Genomic DNA, 15,581 nt, shown 5'->3' on the forward strand with positions numbered 1-15,581 from the left:
GGTGTTCACATTAATGTTCTAGAATTCTTTAATCGATCTGATATAGACTATCGTATGAAATAACAGAACGAACGGGCAGGCACAACGAAACCGGTGGACGCTTTGAGGCGGGAAGCTCACTTCGAGAAATGTGAATTATAAAAGAGTTTCTGCTGCTACTTGAATTATGTGCACCGTAACCTATAATTGTCGTGCTCGTCAGCGGATGCTCAGATTGTACCGCCAACAGAACAAAATATGATTTGATGACCAAACTGTGTTCGTCTGGAACATCCCATCTCACAAACTGGAGAATACTGTCAATGAACAATTTCAATCCTGAGTATTATGACCAGGACACAACGGCGGGCGGCGGCGTATTCGCCATTGATGCGATTGCATCCGAACGTGCCACGTTTATCCGCAAAACCTACATGCACCTGGCAGGTGCAATTCTGGCCTTCATGGGGCTGGAATCAATCATTCTCAGCACGCCTGGGCTGAGAGATCCGATCCTCAGTGCTTTCACGGGCAATATGTGGCTGGTATTGATCGCCTTTATGGGTGCCAGTTGGATTGCCAGTTCGATGGCATCCAGCGCCAAATCACTGGGCACACAGTATGCCGGTCTGGGGCTGTATATCGTCGCTGAAGCGCTGATCTTTGTGCCCATTCTGTATATTGCCAAAGAATTCTCCAATGAGACTGTCATTCCTGTCGCTGCGATCATTACGCTCTGTATTTTTGGCGGACTGACTGCTTACGTGTTTGTCACGGGCGCTAACTTCTCCTATCTGGGAGGGGGCCTGACAATTGCCATGCTGGCAGCGATCGGAATCGCCATCGGTGGTGCTCTGTTCGGATTCTCACTGGGGATCTGGTTTGCCGGTGCGATGGTGCTGCTGATGAGTGGCTTCATTCTGTATGAAACATCGAATGTGTTACATCAATACTCGACCGATCAATACGTGTCGGCTTCATTGGCTCTGTTTGCTTCTGTGGCCACACTGTTCTGGTATGTCCTGCGGATCGTGATGATGTTCTCTTCGGACGACTAATACATTTTACGGTTGGCAGACTGAGCCAATCCATCAATTAAAGCACAGGCGACGTACTCCTCGCCTGTGCTTTTTTCGTAGACTCCTGCTCGTGCGGGCTTTCCTTGTGACTTCCTGCTCACTGAGATCGGCCCGGATTCGACTGGATCCATCAGGCTTTAACCGATGAAGCAGCCGTTGAAAAGTGAATTTGTACGCTTCATCTCAGCACTGTCGGGCCAGCCGACAGAGGCACGCGGGTGCTTTTTTTGTCGATTTTTGTGCAATGAAACTGCGATTGATCTGTTGATGGCGAATGCGGTTCAGGCGGGGTAGAGGCCGCCGACATATTCTCCGTAACCGTTATACAACTGGGTGTCGAAACGTTCCTGGGTGCCCAGCATCCATTCGGTGCGCTGGCTCCAGCGGGGATGGTGCACTTTGGGATTCACGTTGGCGACGAACCCGTATTCGTTCGGATTCACGGTATTCCAGAAGGTGGCCGGCTGTTCGGTCGTGAGTTTGATTTTGACAATCGATTTGCCGGATTTGAAGCCGTATTTCCAGGGGACGACGAGACGGATCGGGGCGCCGTTCTGCTTCAAAAGAGGCCTCCCATACAGGCCGGTCGCAATAAACGCCAGATCGTTCATCGCTTCTTCGATGCTTAATGCTTCGGTGTAAGGCCAAGGCCAGGTGGTAGGACCACTCTTTTCCATATACGGGGCTTCGCTCGGTTTATTGAAGGTTTCGAAGGCGACGAATTTGGCAGACGCTTTGGGTTCCACAAGTTTCAGTAAGCTGGAAAGGGGAAATCCGGTCCAGGGAACGCACATGGCCCATGTTTCGACGCAACGATGGCGATAAGCGCGTTCTTCGAATTTCATCTCTTTGTAAAGGTCGTCCAAATCGAACGTGCGGGGTTTTTCGCATTCCCCTTCGATAGTGACCGCCCAGGGGGTCGTTTCGAATTTTTCCACGTACTTCCAGGCTTCTTTGGTGGTCGGTCCCGTGAATTCGTAAAAGTTGGTGAATTCGACGGCCTCTTTCTCCACCGTTTCAGGACGGCCGTATTCGAAGATTTTATTGCGCGGGGCAGGATAAACCCCCTGCAGAGCTTCCGGCAGAGGTTCGACGGCCCCCGCTTTTTCGATTTCCTCTTGAGTAGCCTGTTCACATCCGGAGAGCAGATCAGCAAAACCGGCGATACCCAGCCCGTAACCCATCATTTTCAGAAACTCGCGGCGATGGGCTTTGCGATTCTGAAAGACCTCGTAAGGTGTGTGTTCGTGCTCGGGGACATGCCAGATTTTTCGGATCATGTGATTCATCGTTCGTTCCTTTTGTCGGTCATCATAACGTGGAACAGTCAGAGGGGAGGCAGGTTAGTCCTTTGTTCCTGTCGGGAGGAATTCCCCTTCTGTTGTGGTCATTGCTGACGTGATAAAGTCAGTATAACCGTCAACTTATACGCAAAATAGCTTGTTTCGGGAATTGCTTCAATCTTTATATCTTTTCTAAAGCACCTCAAAGTCGAAGAAAGAAGAGATTATTTACACGGAAAAGTCTGTTCAAACTTCTTGGCTTAACATTTGGGGCGGGAAATCCTGGGTTAAGAGGTTGGGGCATTCACAATGAGATTGATCCCATGAAATACGACATTGTAATTATAGGTAGTGGTCCTGCTGGACATAAAGCTGCGATTGCGGCATCGAAGCTCGGAAAACGCGTTGCCATCATAGAGCGCAATTTTCGGGGCATGGGGGGCGTCTGTCTGCACAAAGGCACGATTCCCTCGAAGACGATGCGAGAAGCGATTTTGTATCTCACGGGATATCGTCATCGTGATGTTTACAGCAAGTGGTATCGCCGGAAACGCCGGATCACCATGCAGGATCTGCGTCTGAAACTGGCTGATGTCGCGGAGCACGAGCTGGAAATCATTCACGATCAGCTGGAACGAAATGGCGTTGAAATTTTCATCGGCGAGGCCAAATTCGTCAGTCCGCACGAAGTGGAAGTCGATTGTGAAACCGGGCGGAAGCAACTGTATGGAGATTACATTCTGGTAGCGACCGGGACCAAGCCTTCGCGGCCTCCTCACATTCCCTTTGATGGCAAAACAATCTTCGATTCCGACGAAATCATCGATCTGAAAGAGATCCCCCGATCGATGATTGTCGTCGGCGGCGGTGTGATCGGAATTGAATATGCCATTATGTTCGCGACGCTGGGAGTCGAAGTAACCGTTCTGGACGGTCGCGAGCGATTACTCGAGTTTTGTGACAGCGAAATTATCGATGCCTTGATCCACCATGCCCGGTCGCTGGGAATGATCTTCCGGATGGGAGAAGAGGTCGTGGGGATCGAGCGATTTTCCGATTCGATGGCAGCCGTCCAGACCGAGAGCGGCAAGCGTCTGGTCGCCGATTCGGTGCTGTATACGGTAGGTCGTGTTGGTGATGCCGATGAATTGAACTTCCCGGCAGCCGGTCTGGAACCGGATGAACGCGGTCGTCTGTGGTGTAACGAAGAGCATCAGACCTGGGTGCCCCACATCTACGGGGCCGGCGATATTGTGGGTTTTCCGGCGCTGGCCAGTGTGTCGATGGAACAGGGGCGGCGTGTGGTCTGTAATGCCTTCAATGAACCGTTTGAAGCGTTTGATATCATGCCCTACGGTTTATTCACCATTCCCGAAATTTCGATGGTCGGTAAAACCGAGCAGCAGTTGACCGATGCGCATATCCCTTATGAAGTCGGAGCGGCCCGCTATCGGGAAATCGCGCGGGGGCAGATCTCCGGCGACCGCGAGGGGATGCTGAAGATTCTGTTTCATCGGGAAACATTGAAGATTCTGGGCATCCATGTGATTGGCGAATCTGCTACGGAGATTGTGCATATCGGGCAGACCGTGATGTCATTCGGCGGGACAATAGAGTACTTCCGGAATGCGGTCTTTAATTATCCGACGATGGCAGAATGCTATAAAGTTGCCGCCTTTGACGGGTTTGAAAAAATGAGTCTGGATCGTCTGTTTGAAGAAGCCAAACTTCTCAAAGTGAATTCAGAACGATTGGAAGAGATGGAAGCCATCGAAGAAACTGAGTTGGACGAACAGGAAGCCGTAGAAGTTTAGGTTGAATTCGGGTTACGGGTGGTGTCTCCAAGGCCATTCGGACCGGGTAAAACAGCATGGATGATGCTTAAGTGGAATGGGACGTATTCCAGGTACTCCGTAGCCGCTCGAGCGCCTGATGGAAATCATCAGGTGCTCCCGCGGATATTTTCATGCGCAGATCGGTGACCGGATGCGCGAACTCAATCTGTTCGGCATGCAGGGCCTGTCTGGTAATCAATTCCCGGTCGTCGAGCAGTTTTGCATCACTGCCATAGAAATCGTCGGCAATAATCGGGAACCCCAGATCAGCCAGATGCACGCGGATCTGATGCAGGCGACCCGTCTGCGGAAAGGCACGCACTAGAGCGTTTTGCGGAAATCGTTCCAGCACTTCAAACCGTGTGAAAGCTGCTTTCGCGTGCAGCGCCTGGGGATGTGTTGACATGCAGACGCCGTTCTGTGTGGGGTGTTCGCCGATGGCGGCTCTGTTTTCAAACGCGTCCTGTTCGGGATTGCCCCGCACAATCGCCAGATAGGATTTGCTGATCTGATTCTTCTGAAACTGAACCGACAGGCCGCGATGTGCCAGATGTTCTTTCGCTACAATCAGGATGCCGCTGGTGAACTGATCGAGACGATGCACGATGCCCGGCCTTAACAGGCTGCGAATGCCCGTCTGCTGATCCAGATAATACTGCAGCGCGTTGGCGACCGTGCCCGACAGAATATTGCCGGCCGGGTGCGCGATGATGCCCGGCGGCTTATTGATGATCATCATCCACGCGTCTTCAAACAGCATTTCCAGCGGCAGCGGTTCCGGATCGTAGGTTTTGTCGGGAGGTTCGACCAGGACGATACTGACCTGTTGTCCGCGGAAGACGCGCTGTAACGGATCAGCGAGTACTCCGTTGACTTTGGCAAAACCGGCCTGCACGATGCGCTGCAGGCGGTGTGTCGAATAATTTCTGAAATGGCGACTGAGAAACCGATCGATGCGAGACCCGTCCAGATACTCCTCGACAATCAGATCGGTTTCATAGGCAGACGTCATCAAATCAGGCTTGCGCCAGATCGCGGAGTACTTTGTGCAGGATACCGCCATTGCGGTAGTATTCCACTTCCACGGGAGTATCGACGCGGCACTGTGCGGTAAAGAGCACCTGCGTGCCATCCTCTTTGGTGGCGGTCACGCGAATGGCCTGACCTGGTTTCAGGTTGTCATCCAGTTCAATATCAAACGTTTCTGTTCCGTCCAGCCCCAGTTCTTCGCGGTTTTCTCCCTCGCGGAATTCCAATGGCAGAACACCCATGCCGACCAGATTGGAACGGTGAATGCGTTCGAACGAAGTGGCAATCACGGCCTTGATGCCCAGCAGGAATGTCCCCTTGGCAGCCCAGTCGCGTGAAGAACCCATGCCGTAATCGCCGCCGGCAAGTACGACCAGCGGTGTGCCCTCTGCTTTGTATTTGAGCGAGGCTTCGTAAATGGAAGTCTGTTCGCCCGTGGGCAGATAGGTGGTCACGCCGCCGCTGGTTCCGGGAGCCAGCAGGTTGCTGAGACGAATGTTCGCGAAGGTGCCGCGGGTCATGACCCGGTCATTACCGCGGCGGCTGCCGTAGCTGTTGAAGTTTTCGGGAGTGACGCCATGTTCCTGCAGATATTTCCCGGCGGGGGAATCGGCTTTGATTGCACCGGCGGGGGAAATATGGTCGGTTGTGACAGAGTCTCCGACAGAGACGAGCACGCGTGCTCCGTTGATGTAACTGATGGGCGCGGGAGTCTCGGGCATGTCGACGAAAAACGGCGGTTCCTGAATGTAGGTGCTGTGTTCATCCCATGCGAAGATGTCTCCGTCGCCCCCATTGATGGCCTGCCATTCGGGAGAACCTTCGGTGGCTTTACCGTATTGTTCGCGGAACATTTCGGGATTGATCGAAGCTTCCATCGTCGCGTTGACTTCCGCCTGTGATGGCCAGAGATCTTTCAGGAAGACGTCATTACCTGCCTGATCCTGACCGAGTGGTTCGGTGGTCAGATCAATGTCAGTGGTGCCTGCGATTGCGTAAGCGACCACCAAAGGGGGGCTGGCCAGATAGTTGGCCCTGACATCGGGGCTGATGCGGCCTTCGAAGTTGCGGTTACCGGAAAGTACGGCAGCAGCGACGATGTCATTTTCATTGATGGCTTTGGAAATCGGTGCGGGGAGCGGCCCACTGTTGCCGATGCAGGTGGTGCAGCCGTAGCCGACCAGATTGAAGCCGAGTTGATTGAGGTAAGGCGTCAGGCCGGCTTTGTCGAGGTAATCGGTGACGACGCGGCTTCCGGGAGCCAGACTGGTTTTGACCCAGGGTTTGCGTGTGAGCCCTTTTTCGGCGGCCTTTTTTGCCACGAGACCGGCGCCGATCATGACTGACGGGTTACTGGTGTTGGTGCAACTGGTGATGGCGGCGATGACGACGGAACCGTCTTCGAGATCGAATTTCTGATCGCCATATTCAACCGGCACGCTGGTTTCCGAGGGATCTTTTTTGCCGAAGGTTTTGCTCAGATCGCTGTGCCAGTGCGATTTCATATCGGTCAGAGCAATCCGGTCCTGCGGACGTTTGGGGCCGGCGAGTGAAACTTCAATGGTGGAAATATCGAGTTTCAACTGGCTGGTAAACCGAGGTTCGGGCGAGTTGTCGGTGCGGAACAGGCCTTGTTCTTTGTAGTAGCGTTCGACCAGATCGACTTCGGCGTCGGTCCGTCCGGTGCGCCGCATGTAATTCAGAGTTTCATCATCGACGGGGAAGAAGCCGATGGTGGCCCCGTATTCGGGAGCCATGTTGGCGATCGTCGCCCGGTCTGCCAGACTCATGTTCGACAAGCCGGGGCCGAAGAATTCGACAAATTTGCCGACCACGCCATGTTCGCGCAACATCTGTACGATGCGCAGAACGAGGTCGGTGGCCGTGGCGCCTTCGGGAAGTTTCCCGCTGAGTTTGAAGCCGACGACTTCCGGGGTCAGCATGTAAATCGGTTGTCCCAGCATGACGGCTTCGGCTTCAATACCGCCGACGCCCCAGCCGACCACACCCAGGCCGTTGATCATGGTGGTGTGGCTGTCGGTTCCGACCAGACTGTCGGGATAAGCGACGCCGTCTTTGGTGAGCACGACTTTGGCCAGATATTCGAGGTTGACCTGATGCACAATTCCGGTGGCAGGAGGCACAACGCCGAAGTTATCGAGGGCCTGCTGTCCCCAGCGGAGGAACTGGTAACGTTCCTGATTGCGTTCGAATTCTTTTTCGACATTGTGCTGCAGGGAGAGTCTGGTGGCAAACTCATCGACCTGCACCGAGTGGTCAATGACCAGATCGCAGCGAACGAGGGGATTGATTTTCTGAGGATCGCCGCCCAGACGCACCATGGCGCTTCTGAGTGCCGCGAGATCGACGACCGCGGGCACGCCGGTGAAATCCTGCAGCACGACACGACCTGGTTTGAAGGGAATTTCTACCGGGTTGGGAGATTCGGCACTCCAGTTGGCCAGATTATTAACGTCGGCTTCGTTGACGATGAAACCATCTACGTTGCGCAGGCATGATTCCAGCAGCACGCGGATCGAATATGGCAACACTTCCACATTGCCGATGCCGTCATCAATCAGTTTCTGTAACCGGTAGTAGGTGAACTCACCGCCCGCTGCCTTTAATTGACCTTCCGCGCCAAAAGGATTTCCGGAAGCCATTAATCTCTCCTCAGTGCTACGTAAAATGGTTAAATTTTGGTTTCAGGTTACCACAGGAAACCTGTGTTGAATCATGTTTCTTTGATGATCTGAATAGCTGCATTCTATGAAGTCGTATCCCGATCGACAAACGGCAGGACTGCCAAAAACGTAAAACATCCCTAGAAGCTGGCGTTTTGCCGTGAAATTCGGGATCGAAAGTGCTTATCTTAACGAAAGCAGGGGCTATTTTCCATTACGGACCTTTTTCACCTGCCGTTTGGCACTCTCGACAATTTTTTCTTCCACTTCATCCGACCAGCGTTGCGCGGGCATGCCATAGACGACCATGGATGTGTTGCCTTCGTAACCCCAGCGGGAAGATTTGCGTGGGGGAACGTCTTCTTCGAGGACCCGCAGTGAAGGCGTGTATGCCATCACATCGTTGCAATAACCGGCGACCCAGGTGGAAGGGCCAAACTCTTTTTTCATGCCCAGTGCATAATCGACGACCACTTCGCCGCCAATCGTGATCCAGATTTGTCTGTTGCCCAGAAACCAGGTCTGCACGGGAAACGGATACGCTGTGATGAACGGTTTGCCTGCGTTGAGCTGTTTGAGCAGCCGCGTTCCCCAGCGTGTGATGTAGGAATCGGGATTGCCGGCGGCGATTTTTTCCAGTTCTGCTTTCGTGGGGGCGTCGCCCAGTTTGATATCGACGATTTCAATTTCGGTTTTCAATTCCGGATCGAGTTCCACCATCGGCAGACGGACGGTATCGGCGACCGCGTGAGCCAGTCGGGAACCATAAGATTCCGCCAGTTCCTGAGTTCTGCGCGGGAGCGGGTTCTGGTCCGCACCGCAGCCCATGTAAAACATGGCGGTGGCTCCGGGGAACATGGCTTCCAGGTCATACTGGGCAAAACCGGCGTAGTCGCCGCACCATTGCTGAATTCCCAGTGTGGTATTGTGGCAGGCGTAACCGAAAACGATGGTTTTCAGCTTGCCGGTTTTGTCTTTGACGGCCAGGACGGGAACGCTGTGATCGCTGGGGCCTTTGAGTTCATCCGCTTTTCTGAGTTTGGGAACGTCGGGCTCCATGTTGTTACGGCGGTTGACGGCAAAACTCGTGAAACCTTCCCCGGTCCAGAGTGTGGCGGGTTCCAGGTTTTTGAGGGCGGTCCCGACGGCGTCGACCAGCTTTTGTTCGAGCTTGTCAGAATAGGAGTTAATCTGTTTGATATGTTCGGGAGTCAGCGGATAGACATCGTGCAGGGCACCCCGCAAGACGGGGCCGCAGTGCGTGTGTGAGCTGTTGAGCATGATCTGGCTGCGCTCGAGGTTGAATTTTTCTTTGAGGGCGGCACAGACATTGTTGTAGATCGATTGCGGAATCCCCAGCGTGTCTGTGGAAACGACGACGCCCCGGTGTCCGTCGCGGGCTTCAATCACCAGCACTTTGAGCCAGAGGTCGTGAATTTTACCATCTGCGGGCGCTTTGCGGCCGCCGTATCCCGCCATCCAGAGGTCTTCTTCGGGGGTTATCACCACGCTGGCTGATCCCGCTTTCCATTGTGGTTCCTCAGCAAAACCGTCCTGGGACGGTGTCAAATGAACACAGGAAATCAGCAGCAGTAGAAAACCGGTTCGAATATGCGTTAGATAGTTCATGGAGAAAACCTCTCACTCTTGTGTCAATGACGAATAAAACTAAACCTTCTTTATAAACGGTTTCATTTTCAGAGTAAACGGGTAGAGCCGACATATCAAGCGTTTGGGATATGTTCTCGCCTGTTTCGGGCAGCAAATTTGTTTCAGGTGGGGTCTGTGATAGAATGTAACAGCACCTCTTTTTGAAGTTTTTTCTACAATCACGAAGCCGGGCTGAATCCAGTGAAAGGATCATGGTCTGTGAATTTGAACGCAAATTTCAATAAAACGCTTCTTTCCGCGGCGCTCATCTTCGTGCTGTTATTTACAACAGGTCCTGTCTCCACTCTCCATGCGCAGGGAAAGGGGAGCAGGAATAATAATTCGGATTCGCAGGCGACGTTGCCCGCCGATTACCGGTCGAAGAATTTTCTGATTCATACCGATCTGTCACCGGCGGAAGCGAAAGATCTGCTCGAGCGGCTGGAGAAGATGCTGGTCATTATTTCGACGTATTGGGGGAGCCCGAATCGGAGTGTGATTGAGTGTTATGTGGTGAAAGATCTGGCGAACTGGCCGCCCGGCAGTATCCATCCCAATGGTATGCAGTCCGTGGCCGGCGGTGGCGGAGTGACGATTGGCCGCACATCATATCGTGGCAACCAGCTCGTGGCGGCGAAAGCGATTGTGTACGCGACGGCGGATCGGGGAACGCCACAGCATGAAGCCGTCCACGCGTATTGCACGCAGAATTTCGGGCGCACCGGACCGGTCTGGTACAGCGAAGGCATGGCCGAAATGGGGAATAACTGGAAAGTCGTTCCCCAGAAAGGACAGCCTCTCGCCGTCAACTGTGAACCTTATGTTGTGGAGTACATTAAGCGCAGTGATCCCAAAAGTTTGAATGAGATTGTCAATTCCGGAGAGATGTCCGGCGATTCCTGGCAGAATTATTGCTGGCGCTGGGCGTTGTGCCACCTGCTGGCAACGAATCCGAATTATGCGGACCGCTTTCGCCCGCTGGGACTGGGCATGTTGATGAATAAACCGGCTTCGTTTAATCAGACCTATGGTTCGATGGCCCGCGAAATTTCGTTTGAATACCTGTTTTTTCTCGAACATTTTGATCAGGGATACCGCTGCGATTTATGCCAGTGGGACTGGAAAACGAAATCCCGCAAACCGAATTCGGTTCGTCCGCTGATCTCAAAAATTGAAGCCAATCAAGGCTGGCAGGCCTCCCGCGTTTTAGTCGAGGAAGGTAAGGAATATCAGTTTGCGACAACAGGGGAATGGAAAACCGACAAAGAAACGGAGCCGGTTAGCGCGAAAGGGGCAGAGAACGGGCAGGGCACGTTAGTGGGGGTTGTCCTGTTTGAAAACGAGGCCGACGAATACGCGCTCAGCGAAGCATTTGAACTCGGCGAGACCGGCCGCTTCAAAGCCCCTGCGAGCGGTACATTGTATCTGCGCTGCAAAGACGCCTGGCATGAACTGGCCGACAACAGCGGTAAGGTGACCGTGAAAATCACGGAGTAACGGAAACAGTCAGATTTGAATCCGAGGTTGCAGTCGGCACACTGCATCGCCGTCAAGCGGCTTGAGTTTTTGCTCGCGAAGGATGTGACGCAGGCCCTGAACCTCGAAACCAAGTGATACTTCCTGAGTCTGGACTGGAAAAAAAAGCCACGCTCATGAGAGCGTGGCTAAGACAGAATTTTCTTACGTGCGATTTAAGGATTTTCGATGTTTTTGAACGAATTGAGGGCAGTTTCCTTCGAAGTGGTGTAGACCACCATGTCCTGAGAAGGAACGGTCGTTTTCCAGGAGTTACCCTCTTCATCGAGGAACTCATGAAACTCCTGCGTGGGCGCGATGCTGTGTGTGACCACTACATGCAGCAGACGTTTCTCGATCCCATCCTGAAGCAGCGCGTTTTCATAATCACGCGCCTCAAAACGGATCGTGTCCACATTTGCCGACCTGGGATCAAATGTGGTGATGACCCTGGTTTCGTTTGCTTTCAGCGGATTCTTTAACAGCATCCGATCGGCATACGCCGGGCCTTTGACACCATTCGGATAGTCTTTGGATTTTGTCGTCACCCGGCCATTTGCTTTAGTTTGAATCTGCAATTGACCATCAGAAACACGGCCCTCCTTGAGAATGGTAGCCGATGGCGAGTTCTGGACCTGGTATCGAAAGCCGAGTACATCGCCGTCGGTCGTTTCCTCAGACTGAATCGTAATTTTGGAACGGGTATCGGAGGCAATACCATCTTTTCGGCGCGACAACAAAACGTCGATGACAGAAGAATGCTGATTGACCACAACCAGTTTCCCGTCCCGGTTGACTGTTTCGACCGCATCGTGAACATATCCAATGTTCTTGCCCCTCACATAGATGATCCGCCAATGCTCGCGCGATTCTGGCGGTTTTGCATTATCCTGTTGGGAATAAGCGATGGAGGCGAAATGTGATACGGCCAATGTGGATACGAGCATCAAACAAAGCTGCATGATTAAGACCTCCTTCTGGATTGTTCAAAAATTAGCTGTAGGAATAGAACATATTTGACCTTAGAAGCGGGCGGCCTGATTGCTAAACATCCACGCGCCTGGCGAGTGGGGCGACTCTCTCGAACCAAGAATTCAAATTGCCTATATTTATCATATCTCCCAGGTTTCGGCATCACAACTACCTGAAGGCAATTATTTTTCCGATCCGGTTGTGGACGGCGATTGCTGCCAGGACTAAAAGGTGTCGGTCCATTGAGATACACTTTTTTCAACCTCCGATGCGATCCGTCTGACATTTTGAAACTGACGCAACCCGTTTTAACGCATCTACCTGTTATCTTCACCCGAACTCTTTTTTAAATCTGGCCAGAGCAGGGCGATGATGATCAACAGCGCGTAGCATTGGTAAGAGAGTGCTGTGAGTGATTGCCAGGGTAACGCCAGCATGCCCCCTTGTTGCCAGGGGGTGGCGGTGGCGGCGGTGGCTGCTGCTTTCTGTGTCGGAATCAGCAGTGCCCAGGCGACGCGGGGACTGATCGCCAGTGCGAGCATCAGCAGATTCACAATCCAGCGTTTTGCCGTGTGTGGCTGGTAACGCGCCAGTAGCAGTCCGACCGGGAAAGCCAGGATAATAAAGTAGTGGTGCCAGGTTGTTGGCGACATCAGCAGCATGGCGACGATCGTGATCGCGAAGCCTTCATTGCTGAATGTTTCGGCGCGTGTTTTCCAGACGGAGATTACGACTAACGCCGTGATCACCAGCCACGACGACCAGACAGAAATCTGGAGCAGAGCGGGGGAATTCATCAGGGGTTGGGTGCTGGTGGAAGAGGGATCAAACAGCCGTTCCCAGAACGCCAGCAGCGAAGCATTGCCCCAGTTGTTGGTGATGTCGGAGATGGAGGGTAACACGACGGTCAGGTAATCGCGGTAGGCATCAACGCCGAAAACGGCAGCGGTGATCAGCGTGATCAGAGCAAACGAGATGGCCCCGCCCGCCAGTGCCCGTCCGTCCCGTCGGACCAGGAAATACAGAAACAGATAAGCGGGGTAAATTTTCACCGCGGTTGCGATTCCGAGACACATGCCCGAGACGACAGAGTTCCCCGCTCTGCCGGCCCGCCACGCGCCGACGATGAGCAGCGTCAGCAACAGATTCGGCTGACCTTGAATCAGACTTTGCTGTAGCGGATCACAGGCCAGGAGCAGGGTGACGAGTGCGAGCGTTGTCCAGGCCGTCATTTGGATCTCGAGTCCTTTGACAATCCAGAACACGATCAGGCAGAGCATGGCAATCGAGGTGAGATTCCAGGCCAGGTGCGCTGGCTGATACGACAGCCAGGCAAACGGGACGGCCATCAGATTCGCTGTGGGCGGGTGTGTGTTATAGCGGTCGAAAAACCCTTCCGGATTTGAGAGTTTGAGATTCAGGTGTTTCTGCAGCGCCAGTTCCTGATCGGCATAAACGGGCAAACCGGCCAGCCGGTTCTTCACGGCTGCCCACTCTTTGAAGAAGTCGAAGACCTGACCGTCCGCCGGTCTCAAAGCGGCGAAGTATCCGGGAGCGAATACTGCCAATGCGCAGAGAAACAAAATGACCCACACCAGCTTGCGTGCCAGCGGCCAGTTGTTGTTCTGCAGTAGTTCGGGGCGTTCTGACACGGGACTCTCCGGGAACACGTTCAGGAATTACCTTGCAGCGGTTCCCTGCTGTCACGGCGTGATCCAGATTTCAAAGTCTGACATCACGCCTATTTAACTTGGTGTACTCCCCTTGCGTCCAGCGAGAAATGTTTTTTCCGTGATGATGGTGTATTAGTCTTGTGCGCTTCCTGTGAATGAGGCCGCGATCAAGCATTACGACCAGCAGAATCGTTATGATCCGTCCAGAAAGTGCTGCTTGAATCGCTTTCTCACGAGAGGTCATTGTGTCAGGGGTAGGGCTGTTTGAAAATCAAGCCGGACTGAATCACCTGTTTCCCGCGACTGCTTATAATACGCTTCCTAAAATGAACTCCCCTCATTTCGGAGGAAAAAAGGTGTCAGGAACCTTATGTTGTTTTCAAGCTAGAAAAACAGAGCATCCGCATCAATCGTCAAACCGAGTTTCGATGCTGAGGCGATTGTGAATTCTGTTGTCCTGACTTTAATCGAACAACGTTACATCCCGTGTGATGTCGGCGTTGAACAGTTTTGAGACGGGACAGTCGGCTTTGGTCATGCCTGACGCCTTATTCTGTTCCAATCGGTTTTGTGCCTGGCTGCTTTTCCGGGCGGTCGGGCCACTCAGCGCCCGCATCAATCCAGGCTGCCACGATGGCAATCTGGTCCTCTGTAAGTCGATGCACGTCGGCTCGCGCCATTCCGGCCTGCTTTCCTGACAGAATCGAGATCAAGGGACTTCCGTTGCTGTTGCCCGGTTGGACCAACGCGACTCTCGACGTACTGTCGAAGTAGTCCTCTCTTCGGTCCACACGGAAGCCGCTGACTTGGCGATGAGGCCCGTGGCAGGGCAAGCAAGACCTCTCGAAGATCGGATAGACATCGCTCCAAAAGGTGACCTCATTGTGTTCTGCCTTGGGTGTTTGAGGGGGCGGTTCGTCAGGGACGGGTTCTGCAATCATCTTGACACCGGATTGGGTAGCCCAGCCAAAGAGTGCCAATACGGCGGAGAGTGCGAGAACGGTCATCAGCCCACTGCGAACTGGCGAAGCGGAAGGAGAAGCCGTTCTCCCCAATCGGCGTTTCACCGAGACGACAATCCACTGCCAATGCAGACAGACATGCACGGCAACAAGCGCCAAAAGGCCAAGACTGATCCAGAAGTGAATCGTGCCCCATTGATGCCGAGTCAGCCCCCACAGGCTCAAGGATTTGTTGGTGCCCGGAGGCAGCGGGAAACGGAGGATATAGCCCGTCGCCACCATCGCCACCATCAGTGCGGCGGCGATCAGATCGACGTGGAGATTATCGAGAATCCGCTTCATTGAAGTCCAATCTTTCGGTCATTCGCCGATCTGCTCAAACCACATCAGGTACGACTCTTTCCGCAGGCCCAGCTTCCAGGTCAATCGCTTGAACTCCGCATCGTCGATCTCGTTCGTCTGGACTTCTCTTTCACAGAATCCAATTTCACGTTTTCCGACGACGCCTGGTGGTGGTCGAAGATGTTTATCGACGATTCGAGCCATCACCGATTATATCGTGCCCGGGTCGCCGGGAGCAAGCGGGGCTTCGGATGGGTAAAAAGGTGTCAGCGACGAATGGCACTTAACGCGGGTAACGATTTGATTCCAGATAGACTCTGGCTAAACTTTTTTGTTCTTCTATTGCCAGATACAAGGGGTAGCCCTGTGTGGCTCCCCGTTGTATTGACTTTGTTTGAGTATTGATGTGTGGCGTTTGTTTCTGGTTCCATCCCATGAGTATTTTGGAATGGAACGCTGCCAGGCGGGCAGGCACACAGGCACTGCCCCTACAATAATAGAGCTTCGTCCCGTTGTTAGAGATAAAAAGGTGTCAGCGACTGTCTTGAATTTTGTCAAGAAGCAAGAAGCGTTTGATT

The 15,581-nt window shown here is 53.2% G+C and carries 11 protein-coding genes; 3 read left to right on the forward strand and 8 right to left on the reverse strand.

Annotation, left to right across the window (positions count from 1 at the left end; all coding sequences use genetic code 11):
• Window positions 1–302 precede the first annotated feature (302 nt).
• Window positions 303–1,037, forward strand: coding sequence for a Bax inhibitor-1 family protein (locus Q0294_RS16015; RefSeq protein WP_299467458.1), 735 nt, complete (start codon window positions 303–305; stop codon window positions 1,035–1,037).
• 302 nt (window positions 1,038–1,339) lie between these two features.
• Here the strand turns inward: Q0294_RS16015 and msrP are convergent, their stop codons facing one another.
• Window positions 1,340–2,347, reverse strand: a complete 1,008-nt coding sequence (msrP, locus tag Q0294_RS16020; RefSeq protein ID WP_299467460.1) for a protein-methionine-sulfoxide reductase catalytic subunit MsrP — start codon at window positions 2,345–2,347, stop codon at window positions 1,340–1,342.
• Between the two features lie 317 nt (window positions 2,348–2,664).
• On the opposite strand from msrP, the gene sthA reads away from it, so the two are divergent.
• Complete coding sequence (sthA, locus tag Q0294_RS16025; protein ID WP_299467462.1) at window positions 2,665–4,155, forward strand: Si-specific NAD(P)(+) transhydrogenase; 1,491 nt, start codon at window positions 2,665–2,667, stop codon at window positions 4,153–4,155.
• 67 nt (window positions 4,156–4,222) lie between these two features.
• Here the strand turns inward: sthA and Q0294_RS16030 are convergent, their stop codons facing one another.
• The 3 genes from Q0294_RS16030 to Q0294_RS16040 form a co-directional block, all read right to left on the reverse strand.
• Window positions 4,223–5,239 carry an RluA family pseudouridine synthase gene (locus Q0294_RS16030; RefSeq protein ID WP_299467464.1) on the reverse strand — a complete coding sequence of 339 codons (1,017 nt, stop codon included), beginning with the start codon at window positions 5,237–5,239 and terminating at the stop codon, window positions 4,223–4,225.
• The gene (gene acnA, locus Q0294_RS16035; protein ID WP_299467466.1) at window positions 5,193–7,868 is read right to left on the reverse strand and encodes an aconitate hydratase AcnA; all 2,676 of its coding nucleotides are present in this window, start codon (window positions 7,866–7,868) and stop codon (window positions 5,193–5,195) included. The genes Q0294_RS16030 and acnA overlap by 47 nt, the downstream gene beginning before the upstream one ends.
• Window positions 7,869–8,093: 225 nt before the next feature.
• Window positions 8,094–9,518, reverse strand: coding sequence for a neutral/alkaline non-lysosomal ceramidase N-terminal domain-containing protein (locus tag Q0294_RS16040; protein WP_299467468.1), 1,425 nt, complete (start codon window positions 9,516–9,518; stop codon window positions 8,094–8,096).
• A gap of 240 nt (window positions 9,519–9,758) precedes the next feature.
• Here Q0294_RS16040 and Q0294_RS16045 point away from each other — a divergent pair, with 240 nt between their 5' ends.
• Complete coding sequence (locus Q0294_RS16045) at window positions 9,759–11,036, forward strand: hypothetical protein (RefSeq protein WP_299467470.1); 1,278 nt, start codon at window positions 9,759–9,761, stop codon at window positions 11,034–11,036.
• A gap of 194 nt (window positions 11,037–11,230) precedes the next feature.
• Here the strand turns inward: Q0294_RS16045 and Q0294_RS16050 are convergent, their stop codons facing one another.
• The 4 genes from Q0294_RS16050 to Q0294_RS16065 form a co-directional block, all read right to left on the reverse strand.
• The gene (locus Q0294_RS16050) at window positions 11,231–12,016 is read right to left on the reverse strand and encodes a hypothetical protein (protein ID WP_299467472.1); all 786 of its coding nucleotides are present in this window, start codon (window positions 12,014–12,016) and stop codon (window positions 11,231–11,233) included.
• Window positions 12,017–12,343: 327 nt separating this feature from the next.
• Window positions 12,344–13,678 carry a glycosyltransferase family 87 protein gene (locus Q0294_RS16055; RefSeq protein WP_299467474.1) on the reverse strand — a complete coding sequence of 445 codons (1,335 nt, stop codon included), beginning with the start codon at window positions 13,676–13,678 and terminating at the stop codon, window positions 12,344–12,346.
• 569 nt (window positions 13,679–14,247) lie between these two features.
• Window positions 14,248–15,003, reverse strand: a complete 756-nt coding sequence (locus Q0294_RS16060; RefSeq protein ID WP_299467476.1) for a DUF4405 domain-containing protein — start codon at window positions 15,001–15,003, stop codon at window positions 14,248–14,250.
• Between the two features lie 18 nt (window positions 15,004–15,021).
• Window positions 15,022–15,207: a hypothetical protein gene (locus tag Q0294_RS16065; RefSeq protein ID WP_299467478.1), complete on the reverse strand. Its 186-nt coding sequence runs from the start codon at window positions 15,205–15,207 to the stop codon at window positions 15,022–15,024.
• Window positions 15,208–15,581 lie beyond the last annotated feature (374 nt).

This window comes from uncultured Gimesia sp., assembly GCF_937919775.1.
Classification (GTDB): Bacteria; Planctomycetota; Planctomycetia; order Planctomycetales; family Planctomycetaceae; genus Gimesia.

Coding starts and splice junctions, on each gene's coding strand:
- Q0294_RS16015 (WP_299467458.1), top strand. CDS start 303: ATGAACAATTTCAATCCTGAGTATTATGACCAGGACACAACGGCGGGC.
- msrP (WP_299467460.1), bottom strand. CDS start 2,347: ATGAATCACATGATCCGAAAAATCTGGCATGTCCCCGAGCACGAACAC.
- sthA (WP_299467462.1), top strand. CDS start 2,665: ATGAAATACGACATTGTAATTATAGGTAGTGGTCCTGCTGGACATAAA.
- Q0294_RS16030 (WP_299467464.1), bottom strand. CDS start 5,239: ATGGCGGTATCCTGCACAAAGTACTCCGCGATCTGGCGCAAGCCTGAT.
- acnA (WP_299467466.1), bottom strand. CDS start 7,868: ATGGCTTCCGGAAATCCTTTTGGCGCGGAAGGTCAATTAAAGGCAGCG.
- Q0294_RS16040 (WP_299467468.1), bottom strand. CDS start 9,518: ATGAACTATCTAACGCATATTCGAACCGGTTTTCTACTGCTGCTGATT.
- Q0294_RS16050 (WP_299467472.1), bottom strand. CDS start 12,016: ATGCAGCTTTGTTTGATGCTCGTATCCACATTGGCCGTATCACATTTC.
- Q0294_RS16060 (WP_299467476.1), bottom strand. CDS start 15,003: ATGAAGCGGATTCTCGATAATCTCCACGTCGATCTGATCGCCGCCGCA.
- Q0294_RS16065 (WP_299467478.1), bottom strand. CDS start 15,207: ATGGCTCGAATCGTCGATAAACATCTTCGACCACCACCAGGCGTCGTC.